The organism is Lutaonella thermophila (assembly GCF_055387725.1).
Window position 1 is genome coordinate 883779 of record NZ_AP043783.1, and the last position, 20718, is coordinate 904496.

Consider the following 20718-nt stretch of genomic DNA (forward strand, 5'->3'; position numbering starts at 1 on the left):
ATTTTAAAACAGCTCATAATCATTAATTAACAAAGTCATGGCAAGTATTTTTACAAAAATTGTAAACGGAGAAATACCCTGTTATAAAGTTGCAGAAACAGAAGATTTTTTAGCTTTTTTAGATATAAACCCCAACGCCAAAGGACATACACTTTGTATTCCTAAACAAGAAGTAGATAAGATTTTTGATTTAGATGAAACTACATATTTAAACCTTATGGCTTTTTCGCGGAGGGTTGCTAAAGCGTTAGAAAAAACAGTTTCTTGTAGCAGAGTTGGGATGGCTGTTGTAGGGTTAGAGGTTCCGCATGTACACGTTCATTTAATTCCTATAAACCAAATGAAAGACATGACTTTTCAGCATAAAGTATCTTTAACTTCTAATGAATTTGCCGAGCTAGCTCAGGCTATTCAAGAAAATTTTAAATAATTTCTGCGTAGCGTAAATAAGCAAAAACAGCAATTAAAATAGCAATTGCAGTTAAGGTGAGAATGTAAAACATACTGGTAAAAGCTATAGAGCTTCTTTTAGGGGTTACCAGTTTGTTATAATAATCTACAACACGCTCAATATCATCGGTCCATTTAACCGGGTAAATGGTAGAGTTGCATGTATTACAAGTTACTTTATTACTTACTTCTTTGGTTAAACGCTTAACTAAAGCATCTTCTTTTTGTTTTTGGTAAAAAGTGAGTGTTAGACTGTTATTAAAACACTCCGGGCAATTATTGGTAAGCGTAGCTTTTTTTATAGCAATTAAAGTTTCTTTAGACATAGTTTTAGGTTTAGGGCAACAATACTATGAAAGTACTTTTAATGAAATTTGCATTATGGTACCTTCTTCTCTTGATGACGAAAGCACTCTAATTTTTCCGTTATGATAATCTTCTATTATTCTTTTCACGAGCGATAATCCTAAACCCCAACCTCTTTTCTTGGTGGTAAAACCAGGCTCAAAAATCTTGTTTAAGTTGGCTTTAGGAATGCCACTTCCGTTATCTTTTATTAATACATTAACGTAATTATACTCTAAATTAATATCTATACGTACATTCCCTCTTCCTTTCATCGCATCTATAGCATTCTTTACAAGGTTTTCTATACTCCAATTATATAAACTGGGATTTAGCATAACCCAAACTTCTTCTTGCGAAGAAAAAAAGTTAAACTCTACCAATTTAGAACTTCTAGATTTTAAGTAATCAAAAGCCTTTTGTGTTTCTAACACTATATTATGTCGCTCTAAAGTTGGTACAGAACCTATTTTAGAAAAACGTTCTGTTATGGTTTGTAAACGCGAAATATCCTTTTCTATTTCATCTGTAATGCTATGATGCAATTTTTCTGCCTTTAAAAGTTCGTTCCAACCCAATAAAGAAGATAGAGGTGTGCCAATTTGGTGAGCCGTTTCTTTGGCCATACCGGCCCATAGCTTGTTTTGTTCAGAAATTCTTGAAGCACGGTAGAAAAAGAAAATTACAGCGCCAAACAAGAAAATAATAAGCAATAATGCTATTGGATAGTATTTAAGCTTGTTTAAAACTTCAGAGTTACCGTAGTAGAGCGTGGCAAGCTTTTCTCCTCTAAAAGTAATTTCTATAGGATTGTTTTCTGACTTAAATTTTTTAATAAGTTTTTGCACGTAGGCATCATCTGCAATTCGGGGGTCGTCTATATTATTTATACCATTTATAGAGCCATCATTGTTTACAACAATCATGGGGGTAGTTACATTGTTTCTTAATACTGTTAAAGGCAATTCGCCCAAACTTCTGTTTAAATCTTCGGTTTGTATAAGCTCTGCTTGGGCAGTAGCCCAAGTTTCCATTTTACGACGTTCCTCTTCTTTAAAAATGGTAAAAAACTTATAGGTATTCCACAAAATAAGGGCTACAACAATAAAAGATGCCAGTACCAGTAAAAATTTCGATGTATTTCGTTGGGTTGTAAACACCATGCAATGGTAATTTCAAGTTTAAATATACTGCAATTGTTAAAATATACTGCAATTTTGATTTATATATACGTTTTTTATGCCTGTCAATTTATGTACATTTGTAACGTATGAGTACGATGATTTCTTTTAGTCCCGATCAACTTTCTACAGGAAAATTACATTCATATTTGTTAGGCTCAGTAGCACCAAGGCCTATAGCCTTTGCCAGCACTATTGCTAAAGATGGCACACCAAATTTAGCGCCCTTTAGCTTTTTTAACGTTTTTAGTGCCAATCCGCCTATTATGATTTTTTCGCCTGCTCGTCGGGTACGTAACAATACCACTAAACATACCTTAGAGAACGCTTTAGCTACTAAAGAAGTTGTAATTAATGTGGTAAATTATAATATGGTGCAGCAAATGTCTTTAGCCAGCACAGAGTATCCTGAAGGCGTTAATGAGTTTGTTAAGTCCGGATTAACCATGTTACCGTCAGAGAAAGTTGCGCCATTTAGAGTAAAAGAATCACCCGTACAATTTGAGTGTAAAGTAAATAATGTTGTTTCTTTAGGAAAAGAGGGAGGCGCCGGGAATTTAATTATTTGCGAAGTACTTTTGCTACACATAAACAAAGAGGTTTTAACCGATGATGGTAGTATAGACCAGCATAAAATAGACTTGGTTAGCAGAATGGGTGGCAATTGGTACTCTAGAGCAAATCAAGGCATGTTCGAAGTTCCTAAACCACTCTCTACCCTTGGAATTGGTGTAGATGCAATACCGGAGCATATTAGATTAAGCAAAGTGCTTACCGGAAACGATTTAGGAATGCTTGGTAATGTAGAAAAGTTACCAACTCCCGATGAAATTGCAGCGTTTGTAAACAACTCTTTAGAGATTAAAGCAGTGTTAAGCGCAGACGATGTAGAGCAACAACATAAAAAAGCAAAAGAATTTTTAAATAATAATGATGTACTTTCTGCCTGGAAAGTGCTTTTAGCTAAATAAATAATAATTTATGGAGGTACAAGGAATAATTAAAGTAATCGGAGAAACTAAAGCTGTAAACGATAGAGGATTTCAAAAACGAGAGTTAGTAATTACAACGCAAGAACAATATCCGCAACATTTATTAATAGAGTTTGTTCAAGATAAATGTAGTTTGTTAGATGGCTTAACGGTTGGACAACAAGTAAAAGTTAGTATAAACTTAAGAGGAAGAGAGTGGGTAAGCCCGCAAGGAGAAGTAAAATACTTTAATTCTATTCAAGGATGGCGAGTAGAGGTATTAGCTCCTGCACCAGAAGAAACAACCAATGATATACCACCTATAGCTCCGGACGATGCTTTTGAGCCTGCTAACGAGCTAAACGAAGAAGACTACGACGATTTACCATTTTAAAACAAACAATACAAGAGAGAGGCTTTTAAGCCTCTTTTTTTTGCTTTTTTGTAATTTCACCACAAAACTAAGCTCATGAAACTTACAACTGCTATTGAGACGTTGTTTAAAAAATATCTACCATCACCTTTTACTATAGCAGTTTTACTAACTTTTTTAACCATAATAATAGCCTATTTTTTTACAGATTCTGCAACTAATCAAAATCATTTAATATCCATTTTAACGTATTGGGAAAAAGGTGTTTGGGATAATGCGTTGTTGGTTTTTGCTTACCAAATGATGCTTATTTTGGTTTTGGGGCATGTGTTGGTACTTTCGGCCCCTGTTACACAACTTATAGATAAAATACTGAGGTTTGTAACAAATACTGCTAATGCTGCTGCGCTAGTTAGTGCAACAACTATGTTAGTGTCTTTTTTTAATTGGGGTTTAGGGTTAATTTTCGGAGCTATTTTTGCCAGAAAAGTTGCCGAGTACGCGCAAGCAAAAAACACAGCTATAAACTACCCGCTTATTGGTGCCAGCGGATATGTTGGACTTATGGTGTGGCATGGCGGAATTAGTGGGTCTGCTCCGTTAAAAGTTGCAGAAGGCAATCACTTAAAAGCTTTAATGCAAGGGGTTTCTACGCCAGAGGTATTAAATAAACTTCCTGAGAGTATTGCAACAAGTACTACTGTACTTAGTAGTTGGAATTTGCTGCTGTTTGCAGTACTGTTACTGCTTGTTCCAGGCATGTTTTATTGGCTTGGTAAAAAAGTTTCTGTTAAACCCGTAAGGCTAAAAACCTATAAAATAGGTGTTATAAAATCAGATAGGGCTAAAGGAGCAGAGAAGTTAGAAACCTCTAAAATTGCTACTCTTTTATTTGGGGGACTAATTTTGATGGCATTTTTTGCACAATACACCAACTTAATAACTACCTTAACAATTACACCAAACATGTTAAACCTTTTTATGTTTGGAGTAGCAATACTATTACACGGGAGTTTTAAACATTTTTTAAAAGCTTTAGAAGAAGCTATAAAAGGAACTTCGGGCATTTTAATTCAATTTCCGTTATATTTTGGTATAATGGGAGTTATGAGTAGTAGTGGTTTAATACAAGAGATATCTTCGTTTTTTTCTGAAGTAGCTACTGCAACCACACTTCCTATTTTTACATTTTTTAGCGCCGGGTTGGTAAATATTTTTGTGCCCAGCGGAGGTGGGCAATGGGCAGTACAGGGGCCAATAGTAGTTGAAAGTGCTTTACAACTTGGAGTTCCTTTACCTAAAGCTATTATGGCCTTAGCTTATGGAGACCAAATAACCAATATGCTACAACCTTTTTGGGCGCTTCCGCTTTTAGGAATTACAAAACTTAAAGCCAAAGAAATTTTGCCTTATACCTTATTAGCAATGCTGGTAGGAACTATTGTTTTTTTAGTAGGATTGTTATTAATATAAAAAAAGTCCTTTAAAAAAGGACTTTTAATGTTGTGGTTTTAGGTTTCACCTTTATAGCGAACTCAAAAAGCAATGATGAAAAATTTTGCTATAAAGGCATTAACAAAGTTGCAGAAAAATATTAGATTCTCAAAGAAAAAACCGTTTTTTTAACAGATTTATAAGATTAATTGATAATTATATTAACCCATAATGGTTTTTTTAACTAAAGATATTGTTTTTCCTCCCGTAGAAACAGCTTCTCCTGAAGGTATAGTTGCCATTGGAGGAGACTTATCTGTAGAACGCCTAATTTTAGCTTATAAAAGTGGTATTTTCCCTTGGTTTGAAGAAGGTTCTCCCATACTTTGGTGGAGTCCTGATCCGAGAATGGTACTATTTCCCGATAAACTTAAAATTTCTAAGAGTTTAAAATCTTTTTTAAAAAAAGAATACTTTACAGTAACGTTTAATACAAATTTTAAAGAAGTAATAAAAAGCTGTGCAACTATTAAACGCAAAGGGCAAAAAGGCACCTGGATAACACAACAAATGATTGAAGCTTACTGCAAACTAAATGATTTAGGATATGCAAAATCTGTTGAGGTATGGAAAGACAATGAATTGGTTGGTGGACTTTACGGGGTTAATATTGGAAGTGTTTTTTGTGGTGAAAGTATGTTTAGTAAAGTGTCTAATGCCAGTAAAGTTGGTTTTGTTGCTTTAGTAAATAAACTAAAACAAGAAAAATATAAACTTATAGATTGTCAAATTTACACTCAGCATTTAGCTAGCTTTGGAGCAGAAGAAATACCTAGGGAGGTTTTCTTGTCTTATTTGCGCTAACACAATTACTTTTTAGCCAATTGCTGCACTTGTTTATATCTAAAACAACTTATTTCGTGATCATTAACCATTCCTGTAGCTTGCATATGAGCATAAACTACGGTAGAACCTACAAACTTAAAGCCTCGTTTTTTTAAATCGGCACTAATGGTATCAGACAATTTTGTGTTAGCCGGAGCATCTTTATAATTTTTAATAGCATTTTGTATAGGTTGCCCATTTGTAAATTTCCAGATGTAGTTACTAAAACTACCAAATTCTTTTTGCACTTTTATAAATGCCTGAGCATTGGTTACGGTGGCTTTTATTTTAAGCTTATTTCTAATAATACCGGGGTTGCTAAGTAATTCATTTATCTTTTTGTCATTATAATTGGCAATTTTCAAATAATTAAAATCATCTAAAGCTGCTCTAAAATTCTCACGTTTCTTTAAAATAGTTATCCAACTTAATCCAGCCTGGAAAGTTTCTAAAACTAAAAACTCAAAAAGGGTATCATCATCATACACCGGAACGCCCCATTCTGTATCGTGATACGCTTCATAAATAGGATCTCCTTCACACCAACCACATCTTTTTTTACTCATAGTTTAATTTTTAAGGAAGTTAGTAAGTTTTTTGCAAAAACTTGACTAATGTCATTTCTAAAAGAGAATATAGCCACTACTTTTGAAATATGGAAATTACAGTACAGCACATTATAGCTAATAGTATAAAAAAAGCCATGACCTATAATGAGTATAGGTTGTTGGTATCTAAGTTGTTAGAAGAAGGAAAATCTACCGGGCCGGAACAAACACAATCATTATTAGATTACTCTAAATTAAACGATAGACGCATGCACAGGTTAGATAAAACAATTAAAATACCTGAAGATGCGGCAAATAAAATAAAATCGTATTCTAAAAAAGTTACTTGGTTGGTAATTGCAGAAGGTTGGTGTGGTGATGCTGCACAAACGTTACCAGTTATAAATAAAGTAGCGAGTTTAAATGAAAACATCTCTTTAAAAATTGTATTAAGAGACGAACATCCTGATTTAATGGATGCTTTTTTAACCAATGGAAGCCGAGCAATTCCTAAGTTAATAATGATTGATGATGAGTCTCAAGAGATTATAGATACTTGGGGACCAAGACCCAGCGTAGCAACCAAAATGGTAAAAGAATTTAAAGCTCAACACGGGGCCTTAACCCCAGAGTTTAAACAAGATCTTCAAATTTGGTACAATAAAGATAAGGGAGAGAGCACTGTAAATGATTTATTACAACTACTTTCCTTGGAATAAATAGGTAATTGTCCCTAATTGCTGAGGTTTGGAGCCCTTGTTAAATTTTGCTTTAAGTGCGTAAGCTATCGCGTTATCTATTAAACAGCCGTTTGTGGTGTTAGAACTAGCCTCGTTAAATGTTGCTTCTACCACAAAACCATTGGCATCTACAACAATATTTACAACAACCTTTCCGGATACTAAGCATGTATATATAGGGCTTGGAAGCTGTATATGACTTCTGTTCACTAGAGAATAAGATACCGAGGTGTTACTGTTTGCTGTATTATTTTGTAGTAATTCTTGAGTTTTGTTATCTCCTCTCGATGCCTTTAGTTGTTGTAACCGTTCTTTGTATTTATCTAAAGCATAACCCTCTGCAGAAGGATTATTACCACTGTCATCGTTTAAATCTTCAGCCTCATTGCTATCGTTGTTTTGAGCTTCTTGCATAAGCTCATCGAGTGTTTTAAAAGGCTCGTCGTCTGTAAATTTATTTTTAGCAGCTTGGTTAAAAGCCATGTGTGTTTTTATTTTTTGTTGTGCAGCAAGTTCTTGCTCTAAAGCTTCTTTTTCTTGCAAAAGCTCTTCAATATCTTCTTCTTCAAGACTTATTTCGTATAAATATTCGTCTTCAGCACCGGCAGCTAAATGAATGTTAATAAGCAACAACACTACCAGCATCATAAGCATAGTAGTAATTAGTAATGATAATTGCTTGTTATTAAGATTCAAGTTCATACTTTAATAAACGAATTTTTCAGGAAATATTTTTTAAAACTAACTTAAAATTACGTTAGTAAACTTGCAAAATTGTCGGGCGCAATAGCATTATCTACGTTATAATCGCCTATTTTGGTTCTTCTAAGAGCCGATAAATAAGCACCAGAATTTAATGCTTTACCAAAATCATTTGCTAAAGACCTAATATAAGTACCTTTACTGCAAACCACTTTAAAATCTACTTCGGGAAGTGAAACCCGTGTTAATGTAAATTCGTGTATAGTTACTTTTCTGGGCTCTATTGCTGTAGTTTTGCCTTCTCTGGCAAGCTCATACAATCTTTTTCCGTCTTTTTTTATGGCAGAAAATATGGGAGGGTATTGATTAATTTCTCCTAAAAACGCTGTAGCAGTCTTGTTTAGTAGTTCTGGCGTGATATGATTTATCGGATACGTGTTGTTAACCTCTGTTTCTAAATCATATGATGGTGTAGTTGCACCAAGTGTAAAAGTGCCGGTGTACTCTTTTAATTGACCTTGTAATTGAGGAATTTTTTTTGTGAATTTACCTGTACAAATTAAAAGCAATCCGGTTGCTAAGGGATCTAAAGTTCCGGCATGCCCAACTTTAATTTTTTTTAAGTTGTATTTTTTTTTGATTGCCCACTTTATTTTGTTTACTGCTTGAAATGATGACCAAGTTAACGGCTTATCAATCAATAAAATTTGCCCCTCTTGTATGCTTGCTTGTGTATACATTACGATAAAAAGGAAAAAATAATGGCTCCAATCCCTACAATCAAGCAATACACAGCAAAATAAGATAGTTTACTGTTTCTTACCAGTTTAATCATCCATGTGCAAGCAATTAAACCAGATAAGAATGCTGCAACAAAACCAATGGCTAAGGGTGTAATCGCTTCACTCTTAAAAGAGATATTACCTTGTAAAAGGTGCTTAGCAATACTACCAAATATTAAAGGCACTACCATTAAAAACGAGAAACGGGCAGCTTTGGTTTTATCTATACCTAAAAGCACAGAGGCCGATATAGTTGCACCGCTTCTAGAAATACCCGGAACCATTGCTATAGCTTGGGCAATGCCAATAATAAAAGCGTTGTTATAACTTACATGTTTTTGGGTTTTTTTGGCTTTATCTGCCAAAAACAATAAAAGTGCTGTGATAATTAGCATGAAACCTACCAGCTGGATGTTTTCTACAAAAAGAGTCTCTAATTGTGTTTCAAAAAAATGACCAATAAATACAGCCGGAAGCATTGATAGAATTATTTTAACAGAAAAAGCTGTTTCTTCGTTCCAAGAAAACTTTAAAAGTCCGCAAACAATTTCGATTACTTCTTTTCTGAAAACTACCAGAGTACTAACAGCAGTTGCAAAGTGGAGTACAATTGTAAAAAGCAAGCTTTCTTGCGGAACCATTTTATCTCCTAAAATAGCTTTGCCAAGCTCTAAATGCCCACTAGAAGATACAGGCAAGAATTCTGTGAGCCCCTGAATAATACCTAAAACTATTGCATCTATTATATCCATCAGGAATGTTATTTTTTGTTAGGGTTTAACAAAATGGCATACACTTGTATGGCAAAACCTATTAAAACTAATGTAGGTGCTAACCTAATTCTTCTAAAATTGTAGATTTCAGGATTAAAAACCTCAGGATTGTTACTACCACCACCACTCATTAAAATAAATCCGACAGTAATAAAAAGTAAACCAATAAACATAAATTGGTAGTTTTTTTTACCAAAAATAAAATTGGTGTTGTTTTTATTGTTTTGAGGTTCTTTTTGCTTTTTCATGAATTCATTTTTAATAGTACAAATCGTCTGTACGCAAATTTAAAAAACGTTGCGTAGCAAAATAGGTGCTTACAGCAGAAATTACAATTCCGAGTACAAGCACTCCACCAAACACCGCACTTAAAAGTAATGGGTCTTGAATAATATTTAACTCCGGATAAAGCCGGTCTAAATAGTAGAGCATAACACCCATACCTATTATAGCAAGTATAGCACCCACCATACCTAATTTAACATTCTGCCAAATAAAAGGCTTTCTTATAAATTGTTTGGTTGCGCCTACCATTTGCATAGTTTTAATTATAAAACGTTTAGAATAGATAGATAGGCGTATTGAGTTGTTTATAAGCAAAACAGCTATTATGGTGAAAATGCCACTTGCAATAAGCATCCATGCGCTAATACGCTTTACATTTTCAGCTAACAAATCAATTAATACGTTATCATAAGATACTTCATCAACATAATCTCTCGAGGCTATATCAGACGCTATTTTGCTTAAGCTGTCCGGTAACACATAAGGAGCTTTTAGCTGAACATCTATTGAGTTTTGAAGCGGATTGTGCCCTAAGAATGTTAAAAAATCTTCACCAATTTCTTTACTATGCGCTTCGGCTGCATCTTCTTTAGATACAAATTGTGCAGATTTAGTGTACTCTGCTAAAGCCAAGCTTTTTTGAAGCTGATCTATCTCTACCTGCTTGGCATTATCTTTTAAAAATACTGTAATTGTAACTTGTTCTTTAAAATGGTCTGTTAGCTTTTTAGTATTAATTATTAACAAAGCAAGCATTCCCAATAAAAACAATACCAATGCAATACTTAAAGCTACCGAAAAATATGACGAAATTAACCGGCGTTTTTGGTAACGATCAAAAGCTTTGCTCATAAAGTTTTTTAGTTTTTAAAGGGATTTTTGTAACACTGTAAAAGTAATAAAGTAAATTTAATACCCCATTTAAAAAATTTATAATACTTTATTAATTATGAAAACACTTGTTTTTGGTACGGGTGGCGTGGGCGGATATTTTGGTGGTATGCTGGCTAAAGTCGGTTGTAATACAACATTTATTGCCAGAGGGACACATTTAGAGGCTTTAAAAAACAAGGGTCTTACCGTTAAAAGCTATAAGGGAGATTTTACAATAAAACCTGTGCAAGTAACTAATAATATTACCGATGTAAATAAGGTAGATTTAATAATCTTAGCAGTAAAATCATGGCAAGTGCAAGATGTTGCCAAAATGTTATTGCCGGTTATGCATAAAGAAACTGTTATTTTGCCATTGCAAAACGGAGCAGATAATGCAGACAAGTTAGCCCAGGTTGTTGGTAAAGAGCATGTTTTAGGAGGGTTGTGTAAAATAATAAGTTTTGTAGAAGCCCCGGGAGTTATAAACCACAAAGCCTATGAACCCGAAATTGTTTTGGGAGAGCTTAACAATAAAATTACAGATAGAGTAAAACAGATTAAAAACCTTTTTGATACTGCCGGGGTTAAATGTACCATCTCTGATGCTATCCAAGTAGATATCTGGAAAAAATTCTTATTTATTACTACAGTAAGTGGAATGGGAGCACTTACAAGAGTCCCAATTTCTACCTTTAGAAAAGATAACAACATAAGAGAATTATTAAAACAAACGGCACTTGAGATTATTGCTGTTGCTAACGCAAAGCAAATTCCGCTACCGGAGGCTGCTGTAAATATGGTTTTAGAAGTTATAGACAGTTTAGCAGAAGGCGCTACTGCATCTATGCAACGCGATATTATGCAAGGGAAACCTTCTGAACTTGATAATTTTAATGGTTACATTGTTGCTCAAGGAGAAAAACTCGGAGTGAAAACACCCGTTAATGCTTTTATTTATCATTGTTTACGCCCCATGGAACAATTAGCTCGATCAAAAAACAAAGTGTAGTAAAGTATAAAACAACCAAGTTTTAATCTTTCGTTCAATAACCGTATTTTTGCCCCTTCAAGAAAAAAAGAGCAATGAAGTACAATTTCAATGAAATTGAGGCCAAATGGCAAGAATACTGGGCAAAAAATCAAACGTTTAAAGCCAGTAACGCATCTAACAAACCTAAATATTATGTGTTAGACATGTTTCCGTACCCTTCCGGTGCAGGACTGCATGTAGGACATCCGCTAGGATATATTGCCAGCGATATTTATGCACGCTTTAAAAGACATCAAGGATATAATGTGCTACACCCAATGGGATATGATAGCTTTGGGCTTCCGGCAGAACAATATGCAATACAAACAGGTCAGCATCCGGCTATTACAACCCAACAAAACATTAAACGTTATCGTGAGCAATTAGATAAAATTGGGTTTAGTTTTGATTGGTCTCGAGAAGTTCGTACTTCAAATCCGGATTATTACAAATGGACGCAGTGGATTTTTATCCAGCTTTTTAACTCTTGGTACAATAAAAAAACAGACAAGGCAGAAAGTATAGATACGCTTATTGCAGCTTTCGAAGCTAATGGAAACACAGAAATTGAGGCAGCTTGTGATGAAGACACTCCGTTATTCACAGCTCAGCAATGGAAAGCCTTTACGAGCAAAAAGCAACAAGAAATATTACTTAAATACAGGCTTACATATTTAGCAGAGACAGAAGTAAACTGGTGTCCGGCTCTAGGTACTGTTTTGGCAAACGATGAGATTGTAAACGGGGTCTCAGAACGTGGAGGGCATCCGGTGGTTAGAAAAAAAATGTTGCAATGGAGCATGCGTATTTCTGCATATGCAGAGCGTTTACTAAATGATTTAGAAAAAATAGATTGGCCTGAGCCGTTAAAAGAAATTCAACGTAACTGGATAGGAAAATCAAAAGGAGCAACAGTAACTTTTAAAGTAGATGGATTTAATGATTTTATAGAGGTTTTCACTACCAGACCCGACACAATTTTTGGGGTTAGTTTTATGACCTTAGCCCCTGAACATGAGTTGGTTGCTAAAATAACAACCAAAGAGCAAGAAGAAGAAGTAAAAAACTACGTAGAAGCTACAGCCAAACGTAGTGAGCGTGAGCGCATGGCAGATGTAAAAACTATTTCGGGAGTGTTTACGGGTGCATATGCCATACATCCGTTTACTAAAAAGAAAATACCAATCTGGATTGGAGACTATGTGTTGGCAAGCTATGGTACTGGAGCTGTTATGGCTGTACCATGCGGAGACCAACGTGATTATGACTTTGCTAAACATTTTGGATTAGAAATACCTAATATTTTTGAAGGTATAGATATTAGCCAAGAAGCTTTTGCCGATAAAGAAAACACCATAATTGCTAATAGTGATTTTTTAAACGGGCTTAATTATGAGGAGGCCACAAAAAAAGTTATAGAAAAACTCGAAGAAATAGGCCAAGGAACCGGAAAAACAAACTATCGTTTACGCGATGCAGTTTTTAGCAGACAACGCTATTGGGGAGAGCCATTCCCGGTGTATTATGTAGACGGCATGCCACAAATGATTGCACCAGAGCATTTGCCAATAACATTGCCTGAGGTAGAAAAATACCTCCCAACCGAAACCGGAGAGCCTCCACTGGGCAATGCAACAAATTGGGCGTGGGATACTGTAAATAATAAAGTAGTAAGTAACACTAAAATAGACCACAAAACTATTTTCCCGTTAGAACTTAACACTATGCCTGGCTGGGCAGGTAGTTCTTGGTATTTTAATCGTTATATGGATGCAAATAATGCCAATGAATTTGCATCTAAAGAAGCATTAGAATATTGGCGTGATGTAGATTTGTATATAGGTGGTAGCGAGCATGCTACAGGACACTTGCTATATGCCAGATTTTGGCAAAAATTTATGTTTGATAGAGGATGGGTGCCGGTAGATGAGTTTGCAAAAAAACTCATAAATCAAGGAATGATTCTGGGGACAAGTGCTATTGTTTACAGAGTTTCTGGTACCAATAAGATTGTCTCTAAAGGATTAAAAGAAAAACATAGTGTTGAACCACTTCGAGTAGATGTAAATTTATTAAATGCTTCAGATGAGGTTGATGTAGATGAATTAAGAAAATGGCAACCTCAATTTAAAGATGCTGAGTTTCTGCTTGAAGACGGTAAGTTAATTGCCGATAGGGAAGTAGAAAAAATGTCAAAATCTAAGTACAATGTAGTAAATCCAGATGATATTTGTGAGCAATACGGGGCAGATACCTTACGTTTGTACGAGATGTTTTTAGGGCCTTTAGAACAAGCAAAACCTTGGAATACTGCCGGAATAACCGGAGTACACTCATTCTTAAAAAAACTCTGGAAACTGTATTTTGATGATAACGGTTTAAAAGTTACCAATACAGAGCCTACAAAAGAGAATCTTAAAACACTGCACAAAACCATAAAAAAGGTTGTAGAAGACATAGATAATTTTTCATTTAATACATCGGTCTCTACTTTTATGATTTGTGTTAACGAGCTAACAGCTCAAAAATGTACATCAAGAAGCATTTTAGAGCCTTTAGCTATTATTATTTCTCCGTATGCGCCACACATAGCCGAAGAACTCTGGCATCAACTAGGTCATGCAGAGAGTATTGCTTATGCTCCATTCCCTGAGTTTGAAGAGAAGTACTTGGTAGAGAGCAGTAAAGAATATCCGGTTTCTTTTAATGGCAAAGTACGTTTTAAAATGGAGTTGCCGCTTGATATGAGTAAAGAAGATATAGAAAAAGCAGTTATGAGCCACGAGAAAACTCAAGCTCAATTGCAAGGCAGAACTCCTAAAAAGGTAATTATTGTACCCGGAAAAATTATAAACATTGTTGGGTAAATAAATACTACAATCAAGAAAACTGACAAAAATTCATAAATGCAAAAACCTCGTTAAAATGGCGAGGTTTTTGCTTTCTTTTTAATAGCTTTAAGTAAATAAAAAATATAAAAACTATGAACTCATATTTTATTCTTGTAGGTGCCATAATGCTTGTAAGTTGGCTTGTTAGCTCTAGGCTAAAAAGCAAGTTTAACTATTATTCTAGAGTGCATTTGCAAAATGGCATGAGTGGTGCAGAGATTGCTCAAAAAATGTTAGCAGACCATGGGATTACTGATGTTAAAGTAGTTTCTACGCCCGGAATGCTAACAGACCATTATAATCCACAAACTAAAACAGTTAACTTAAGCGAGGGTGTTTATCATCAGCGCAATGCAGCAGCAGCAGCTGTTGCAGCTCACGAATGCGGACATGCCATACAGCATGCTCAAGCTTACGAGTGGTTGCAAATGCGTTCTAAATTAGTGCCTGTTGTTAGTGTTGCATCTGGACTCTCTACTTGGGTTATTATTGGTGGCTTAGCTTTAATGGCAGCTACCCCGTTTGGTGATGTTTTATTTTATGCCGGAATAACCATGTTTGCTTTAACGGTATTATTTAGTTTTATAACACTTCCTGTAGAGTACGATGCAAGTAACAGAGCCTTAGCGTGGTTAAAAAACAAGAATATGGTAACCCCTAAAGAATATGATGCTGCCGAAGATTCTCTTAAATGGGCAGCAAGAACGTACGTGGTAGCTGCAGTAGGAGCACTAGCCACCTTAATTTACTTTATTGGGTTACGCGAATAAAAAACTTTGAAGTAAAAAATAAAAGGCGCAACACTGCGCCTTTTTTTATATGCTTATTTGACGATCTATTTGCTGATTTAGCGATATAAAAGTTTCGGTTCTAGAGACACCTTTTATAGTTTGAATTTTATGGTTTAATAAATTCATTAAGTGCTCATTGTCTTTACATAACAGCTTAATAAAAATACTCCAATTTCCGGTTGTGTAATGACATTCTAACACTTCAGGAATTTGCTTTAATTGTTTAACAGCTTCAGGATTACGCATGGCTTTATCTAAATAAATTCCAATAAAAGCCAAGGTAGTGTAACCCAGAACTTTTGGGTTTATTACAAATTTAGAACCGGTTATTAACCCGGAGCTTTCTAATTTTCGTAAACGTTGGTGTATAGCTGCACCAGAAATCCCAATTTTTCGTGCAATTTCTAAAATAGGTTTTCGGGCATCGGTCATTAAGGCTCTTAAAATTTGTTTGTCTATACCGTCTAAAACTAAAGTATTGTTAGGATTTTTCAATTTTAGGTTTATTTTTTCAATAAAAATACATAAAAAACCTTATATAGTGTTAGCTGGCAATACTGTCAGGATTATAACCTAAATAAGGCACCATACGTTCTTTAAATACTATACCGTGTTCTTTAAGTTCTTTTAATATTGGGGTATAAACTTCTTTTTTTATAGGAATTTGAACGCCCGGTTCTGTAATATGCCCATTTAATATTTGAAGCGTAGCGATGGCTACCGGAAGACCAACAGTTTTTGCCATCGCAGTATGAAGTTGGTTTTCTCCTATAACAACCATACTGCTTTCTATTTGCTCTTTTTTGTTGTTTAGTTTATAACCAAATTTATGGTGCATAATAATCATATCTTTATCATTTTCATTTAAACTCCAACTTTCTTCTAATATTTTTTGAAGAATTTGAGCAGGAGTAGCATTCTTAAGTCCTACTTTTTTGGTTTTACTAAACAAGTTAAGCTCTACTAATTTATCCCAAATAATATCGTCTTGATCTATTTTTAAATAATGACGAAGTTTTAGTTCAACCGAATCTGAAGGTGAATACGGCAAGAAAGAATTTATAAAATCTCTGTACGACATGTTTTCAGAATCTTCAAGCGTATAGCTATCATCTGTCATCCCTAATTGTACAAACATATTCCACGCTCTAGAAAAACCAATTTGTCTGATAGTGCCTCTGTATAGCGTAAGAATATTGTCTAAACCATAGGCACTACGATATTTTAAAGAGTCTCTGTTGGCATAAGCTTCAAATTTACCATACCCTTCAATATCTAAAAATTCAGTTCGTCTAAACAGTTTATGGTAGGGAATGTATTTGTAGGTTCCTTCTTGAATAAATTTTGCTGCTCCTCCTTGCCCGGCTAAAACAACATTTCTCGGATTCCAGGTAAATTTATAGTTCCATAAATTAGTGTCGCTCTCAGGAGCTACCAGACCACCGGTAAACGATTCAAATAAAAGCATTTCTCCTCCGGCACTTCTAATCCTATCAATAACTTGCATGGCGCTCATATGGTCTATGCCCGGGTCTAAACCGATTTCGTTCATAAATACGAGGCCTTTATTTTTTACCTCGTTATCAAGCGCTTTCATTTGATCGCTTACATACGAAGCTGTAATAAGGTGTTTGCCATAAGTTAAACAATCTTTAGCAGCTTCAATATGAAAGCTTGCCGGAAGCATAGAAACTACAATATCGGCCTTTTTTATAGCTGCCTTTCGTTGTTCTTCGTTAAAAATATCGAGTTTAATTACATTGCTATTAGGATGATTTTTTGTGAGTTTTACAACGTTTTCAGGATTTATATCGGCAATGGTAATAAATAAATGCTCTTCTTGAGACTTATTCAAAAAATAATCAACTAAATATGAAGCTGATTTTCCCGCACCAAAAATCAAAATATTTCGCATGAGTCTTGTTGTTGCTTATTTTTGTTTCACAATTTGAGCGAATGTAGCAAAATGTTACATTTTTAAAAAATTAAAGCTTTTAAGTTATGAACAAAACAATTTGTGCCGTTGGGGCACTTTACGGAATGTTAGCTGTAATTTTAGGAGCCTATGGTGCACACGCGTTAAAAACGGTATTAACACCAGAAGCTATCACTACTTTTGAAACCGGTGTAAAATATCAAATGTATCATGCATTATTGTTGTTGTTTTTAGGGGTAAATAAGACCACAATTAAACATATAAAATTAATTTTTGTTTGTGTTGCTTTAGGTGTTTTACTATTCTCAGGTTCAATTTATTTGTTAGCCACAAATTCTTTAACAAGTTTCAATGCAAATAGTATTGCCTTGGTAACACCTATTGGCGGAACGCTACTTATTTTCGGGTGGTTTTTACTGTTTTACGGTTTTATTGTTAAAACCAATAATTAGGCACTTTTTTAAGTGCTGTAAGGCAATTAATTTCTATTTTTGCACTTTAAAACAATACAACTAAGTATAAACAAATGGGCAATAACATGCTTTCTACTAAAACGATTTCGTTAGAAGAATATGGCATTAAAAATGCTAAGGTTCATTACCAGTTAACACCAGATCAACTTCATGACATTACATTGCAAAAGGGAATGGGGAAAGAAGCTTCGTCCGGAGCTTTAGCTATAAATACTGGTGAGTTTACAGGAAGATCTCCAAAAGATCGTTTCATAGTTAAAGATGAAATTACGCAAGACCGAGTATGGTGGGGAGATATAAATATTCCTTTTGATCCTGAAAAATTTGATAAACTCTACAATAAAGTAGTTGCTTACTTATCTGAAAAGGAAGTCTTTGCAAGAGATTGTTTTGCATGTGCAGACGAAAACTACAGATTAAATATTCGTGTAGTTAATGAGTATCCATGGAGCAATTTATTTGCGTACAACATGTTTCTTCGCCCTGAAGAGTCAGAACTCGAAGGTTTTACTCCAGATTGGTTAGTAATAAATGCACCTGGCTTTAAAGCTAACCCGGAAGAAGATGGCACAAGACAACATAACTTTGCTATTTTAAACTTTAGTAAAAAAATAGCATTAATTGGTGGTACAGGATACACCGGAGAAATTAAAAAAGGAATTTTTTCTGCTTTAAACTTTATCTTACCGGTATTTAAAAATACTTTACCAATGCACTGTAGTGCTAATGTTGGTGAAAATGATGAGACTGCTATTTTCTTTGGATTATCGGGTACCGGAAAAACAACACTTTCTGCAGATCCTGAAAGAAGATTGATTGGTGATGATGAGCATGGCTGGACTAGCGAAAACAGTATATTTAACTTTGAAGGAGGATGCTACGCAAAAGCCATTAATCTATCTGAAGAAAACGAACCCGAAATATACAATGCTATTAAAAGGGGTGCAATCTTAGAAAATGTTATTATGGATGATGAAGGAAACGTTGATTTTACGGATACTTCTATCACCCAAAACACAAGAGTTAGTTACCCAATTTATCATATAGAGAATCTTCAAACACCATCAATAGGGTATAATCCTAAAAATATATTCTTTTTAACTGCCGATGCTTTTGGGGTATTACCTCCAATTTCTAAATTAACTCCGGGGCAAGCAGCATACCATTTTATATCTGGTTATACAGCCAAAGTAGCAGGAACAGAAGAAGGCGTTAATGAGCCTCAACCATCATTCTCTGCTTGTTTTGGTGCGCCATTTATGCCATTACACCCAACCGAGTATGCTAAAATGTTAAGCAAAAAAATGCAAGAAGCCGGAGTTAACGTATGGCTTGTAAATACAGGTTGGACCGGCGGACCTTATGGTGTTGGTAACAGAATGAAATTAAAATATACCAGAGCCATGATTAAAGCTGCTATTAATGGTGAGTTTGGTGAGGTAAACGATGAAAACTTTGATTTTCATTCTGTATTTGGATTAAATTTTCCAAGGCACTGTCCAAATGTACCTTCAGGAGTTTTAAATCCTCGTTTAACTTGGAATAATGATGAAGGTTACTACGAGACCGCCTTTAAATTAGCCAATGCATTTAAAGATAACTTTAAAAAGTTTGAGGAATTTGCAGATGATGAAATTAAAAACGGAGGGCCAAAACGTTTTGGGTACTAAAACAATTAATTCTATAAAAAAAAGGGCTGCATTTGCAGCCCTTTAATTTTTTAGCAGTTCTCTACTGTTATTTAGTTTTATTAGTTTCTTGAATATACTTTTCTAAAGCCATTGTCATAGACGGCGTCTCTGGAGTAGGTGCCTTAATATCTATACGCAAACCGGCTTCGGTAGCTGCCTGAATGGTAGAGTTGCCAAAAACAGCAATACGAGTGTTATTTTGTTTAAAATCTGGGAAGTTTTTAAACAACGACTCAATTCCGGAAGGGCTAAAGAAAACTAAAATATCGTAATAAACATCGCGTAAATCAGATAAATCGCTGATTACGGTTTTATAAAAAATACCTCTTTTCCAGTTAAGTTTTAGCTCGTCTAGAGTTTCTGGAATAACAGGTTTTAATACATCAGATGAGGGTAATAAAAACTTCTCGTCTTTATATTTTTTAAATAGCGGAACGAGATCTTGAAAATTGCGCTTACCAACGTAAATTTTGCGCTTTCTGTAAACAACATATTTTTGCAAGTAGTAAGCAACAGCTTCTGATTGGCAAAAATATTTCATGGTGTCTGGCACCTTAAAACGCATCTCTTCAGCAATTCTAAAGAAATGATCTACAGAATTTCTACTGATAAGAATAATTGCAGTGAAGTTGTTTAGGTCAATTTTTTGTTGCCTAACATCTTTAGCACTAACTCCCTCTACATGGATGAAAGGCCTGAAATCAATTTTCACTTTCTGCTTTTCAACCAATTGTGAATAGGGGGAATTCTCAACCTTTGGTTCTGGTTGAGAGACCAAAATTGTTTTTACTTTCATAGACTAACCTTTGCTTTTTAAACCCCGTTAATTACTTAACAACTTATAACCAATTAAATAGGGCGCTATTTCAAGAGCGCAAAGATACAAAATAAAATAGAACAACTTAGAAAATATTAACTCTCGATGGTTTTTTAATAGTAAAAACCAGCCGGTAACATTCAGCATCAAAAATAATAAAAATATTACAATTATAGAAGTTTTCGATGCATCTATAGAGTAGGTAAATAACACAGAGAACACTAATAAAAGTAGGCTGGAGTGGTTTAAATAACTTATTTTTTTAAAAATATATTGGTCTACTAAGGCATCTATATTAAAAAGGTTAGCAATAATTTTTTGTAGTAAAATCTTGCTTCCCAACAACAGCAACAAAACTCCGGCAGCCACAAAGTAAGAGTGCTCTATTTTTTGCCAAAAAGAAAACTCAAATACAGGTATTACAAGAGTTATAAATTTGGCTGTAATTAAAATTTGAACCAAAGACATGAGTAATGTAAAAGGATGCCTTAAGGTTTGCTCTTTACTATACACCATAAGGTATTTGTTGTTTACCGGAAGCCACAAAAAATCTATAAACCTATTGTAATAAGAAGTTTTAATTAATGCTAAGAGTGATAAAATAGCAACAAAAATTAGGGTGCTGCTATTGTTTTGTATAACGTCTCTTACCAATGCTTCCATTATATTTAATTTGTCAGATTAAAAGTAATCAATATCTATAAAAGAACATAAAAAATAAACCAAACTGTTTAGTAGTTTTTA

Annotated in this window: 23 protein-coding genes; 11 read left to right on the plus strand and 12 right to left on the minus strand. The window is 34.5% G+C overall.

Features of this window, described 5'->3' with window-relative positions; all coding sequences use genetic code 11:
- Nucleotides 1-37 precede the first annotated feature (37 nt).
- Nucleotides 38-430, plus strand: a complete 393-nt coding sequence (locus tag ACZ5CF_RS04005; RefSeq protein ID WP_464580532.1) for an HIT family protein — start codon at nucleotides 38-40, stop codon at nucleotides 428-430.
- Here ACZ5CF_RS04005 and ACZ5CF_RS04010 read toward each other — a convergent pair.
- The gene (locus ACZ5CF_RS04010) at nucleotides 423-776 is read right to left on the minus strand and encodes a hypothetical protein (RefSeq protein ID WP_464580533.1); all 354 of its coding nucleotides are present in this window, start codon (nucleotides 774-776) and stop codon (nucleotides 423-425) included. The two genes, ACZ5CF_RS04005 and ACZ5CF_RS04010, sit on opposite strands and share 8 nt — an antisense overlap.
- A 24-nt stretch (nucleotides 777-800) precedes the next feature.
- Nucleotides 801-1958 carry a sensor histidine kinase gene (locus tag ACZ5CF_RS04015; RefSeq protein WP_464580534.1) on the minus strand — a complete coding sequence of 386 codons (1158 nt, stop codon included), beginning with the start codon at nucleotides 1956-1958 and terminating at the stop codon, nucleotides 801-803.
- 116 nt (nucleotides 1959-2074) lie between these two features.
- Here ACZ5CF_RS04015 and ACZ5CF_RS04020 point away from each other — a divergent pair, with 116 nt between their 5' ends.
- From ACZ5CF_RS04020 to aat, 4 genes are all read left to right on the plus strand, one after another.
- On the plus strand, nucleotides 2075-2947 hold the full coding sequence (locus ACZ5CF_RS04020) for a flavin reductase family protein (RefSeq protein ID WP_464580536.1): 873 nt from the start codon (nucleotides 2075-2077) through the stop codon (nucleotides 2945-2947).
- Between the two features lie 10 nt (nucleotides 2948-2957).
- Nucleotides 2958-3341, plus strand: a complete 384-nt coding sequence (locus tag ACZ5CF_RS04025) for a DUF3127 domain-containing protein (protein WP_464580538.1) — start codon at nucleotides 2958-2960, stop codon at nucleotides 3339-3341.
- 75 nt (nucleotides 3342-3416) lie between these two features.
- Nucleotides 3417-4793 carry a short-chain fatty acid transporter gene (locus ACZ5CF_RS04030; protein ID WP_464580540.1) on the plus strand — a complete coding sequence of 459 codons (1377 nt, stop codon included), beginning with the start codon at nucleotides 3417-3419 and terminating at the stop codon, nucleotides 4791-4793.
- A gap of 192 nt (nucleotides 4794-4985) precedes the next feature.
- A complete protein-coding gene (gene aat, locus ACZ5CF_RS04035) occupies nucleotides 4986-5618 on the plus strand; it encodes a leucyl/phenylalanyl-tRNA--protein transferase (protein WP_464580542.1) in 633 nt (210 codons plus the stop codon).
- Between the two features lie 5 nt (nucleotides 5619-5623).
- Here the strand turns inward: aat and ACZ5CF_RS04040 are convergent, their stop codons facing one another.
- On the minus strand, nucleotides 5624-6205 hold the full coding sequence (locus ACZ5CF_RS04040; protein WP_464580543.1) for a DNA-3-methyladenine glycosylase I: 582 nt from the start codon (nucleotides 6203-6205) through the stop codon (nucleotides 5624-5626).
- Between the two features lie 89 nt (nucleotides 6206-6294).
- Here ACZ5CF_RS04040 and ACZ5CF_RS04045 point away from each other — a divergent pair, with 89 nt between their 5' ends.
- The gene (locus ACZ5CF_RS04045) at nucleotides 6295-6906 is read left to right on the plus strand and encodes a thioredoxin family protein (protein WP_464580545.1); all 612 of its coding nucleotides are present in this window, start codon (nucleotides 6295-6297) and stop codon (nucleotides 6904-6906) included.
- On the opposite strand, the gene ACZ5CF_RS04050 is transcribed toward ACZ5CF_RS04045, so the two are convergent.
- The 5 genes from ACZ5CF_RS04050 to ACZ5CF_RS04070 are packed head-to-tail and all read right to left on the minus strand — an operon-like array spanning nucleotide 6889 to nucleotide 10321.
- On the minus strand, nucleotides 6889-7629 hold the full coding sequence (locus tag ACZ5CF_RS04050; RefSeq protein ID WP_464580547.1) for a hypothetical protein: 741 nt from the start codon (nucleotides 7627-7629) through the stop codon (nucleotides 6889-6891). The genes ACZ5CF_RS04045 and ACZ5CF_RS04050 overlap by 18 nt on opposite strands.
- 50 nt (nucleotides 7630-7679) lie before the next feature.
- Complete coding sequence (gene truB / locus ACZ5CF_RS04055) at nucleotides 7680-8369, minus strand: tRNA pseudouridine(55) synthase TruB (RefSeq protein WP_464580548.1); 690 nt, start codon at nucleotides 8367-8369, stop codon at nucleotides 7680-7682.
- Nucleotides 8369-9163, minus strand: a complete 795-nt coding sequence (locus tag ACZ5CF_RS04060; protein WP_464580549.1) for an undecaprenyl-diphosphate phosphatase — start codon at nucleotides 9161-9163, stop codon at nucleotides 8369-8371. Before ACZ5CF_RS04060 ends, truB begins: the two co-directional genes overlap by 1 nt.
- Nucleotides 9164-9171: 8 nt before the next feature.
- Nucleotides 9172-9432 (minus strand): DUF3098 domain-containing protein, encoded by a 261-nt coding sequence (locus ACZ5CF_RS04065; RefSeq protein WP_464580551.1) that lies wholly within the window; start codon nucleotides 9430-9432, stop codon nucleotides 9172-9174.
- A 10-nt stretch (nucleotides 9433-9442) separates the two neighbouring features.
- A complete protein-coding gene (locus ACZ5CF_RS04070; protein ID WP_464580553.1) occupies nucleotides 9443-10321 on the minus strand; it encodes a cell division protein FtsX in 879 nt (292 codons plus the stop codon).
- Nucleotides 10322-10418: 97 nt separating this feature from the next.
- On the opposite strand from ACZ5CF_RS04070, the gene ACZ5CF_RS04075 reads away from it, so the two are divergent.
- From ACZ5CF_RS04075 to ACZ5CF_RS04085, 3 genes are all read left to right on the plus strand, one after another.
- Nucleotides 10419-11354, plus strand: a complete 936-nt coding sequence (locus ACZ5CF_RS04075) for a ketopantoate reductase family protein (protein ID WP_464580555.1) — start codon at nucleotides 10419-10421, stop codon at nucleotides 11352-11354.
- A gap of 74 nt (nucleotides 11355-11428) precedes the next feature.
- Entirely contained in the window at nucleotides 11429-14242 is a 2814-nt protein-coding gene (gene leuS / locus ACZ5CF_RS04080) for a leucine--tRNA ligase (protein ID WP_464580557.1), read from the plus strand.
- Between the two features lie 116 nt (nucleotides 14243-14358).
- On the plus strand, nucleotides 14359-15036 hold the full coding sequence (locus ACZ5CF_RS04085; protein ID WP_464580558.1) for a zinc metallopeptidase: 678 nt from the start codon (nucleotides 14359-14361) through the stop codon (nucleotides 15034-15036).
- 45 nt (nucleotides 15037-15081) lie between these two features.
- Here ACZ5CF_RS04085 and ACZ5CF_RS04090 read toward each other — a convergent pair whose 3' ends face one another.
- Together ACZ5CF_RS04090 and ACZ5CF_RS04095 are read right to left on the minus strand one after the other, a co-directional pair.
- Nucleotides 15082-15552, minus strand: a complete 471-nt coding sequence (locus ACZ5CF_RS04090) for an Lrp/AsnC ligand binding domain-containing protein (protein WP_464580560.1) — start codon at nucleotides 15550-15552, stop codon at nucleotides 15082-15084.
- A gap of 49 nt (nucleotides 15553-15601) precedes the next feature.
- Nucleotides 15602-16972: a saccharopine dehydrogenase family protein gene (locus ACZ5CF_RS04095; protein WP_464580562.1), complete on the minus strand. Its 1371-nt coding sequence runs from the start codon at nucleotides 16970-16972 to the stop codon at nucleotides 15602-15604.
- Nucleotides 16973-17058: 86 nt separating this feature from the next.
- On the opposite strand from ACZ5CF_RS04095, the gene ACZ5CF_RS04100 reads away from it, so the two are divergent.
- A complete protein-coding gene (locus ACZ5CF_RS04100; RefSeq protein WP_464580563.1) occupies nucleotides 17059-17445 on the plus strand; it encodes a DUF423 domain-containing protein in 387 nt (128 codons plus the stop codon).
- A gap of 74 nt (nucleotides 17446-17519) precedes the next feature.
- Nucleotides 17520-19136, plus strand: coding sequence for a phosphoenolpyruvate carboxykinase (ATP) (pckA, locus tag ACZ5CF_RS04105; RefSeq protein ID WP_464580565.1), 1617 nt, complete (start codon nucleotides 17520-17522; stop codon nucleotides 19134-19136).
- Between the two features lie 67 nt (nucleotides 19137-19203).
- On the opposite strand, the gene ACZ5CF_RS04110 is transcribed toward pckA, so the two are convergent.
- The gene (locus tag ACZ5CF_RS04110; RefSeq protein WP_464580566.1) at nucleotides 19204-19953 is read right to left on the minus strand and encodes a uroporphyrinogen-III synthase; all 750 of its coding nucleotides are present in this window, start codon (nucleotides 19951-19953) and stop codon (nucleotides 19204-19206) included.
- 27 nt (nucleotides 19954-19980) lie between these two features.
- Nucleotides 19981-20637, minus strand: a complete 657-nt coding sequence (locus ACZ5CF_RS04115; protein ID WP_464580567.1) for a DUF4271 domain-containing protein — start codon at nucleotides 20635-20637, stop codon at nucleotides 19981-19983.
- Nucleotides 20638-20718: the final 81 nt, after the last annotated feature.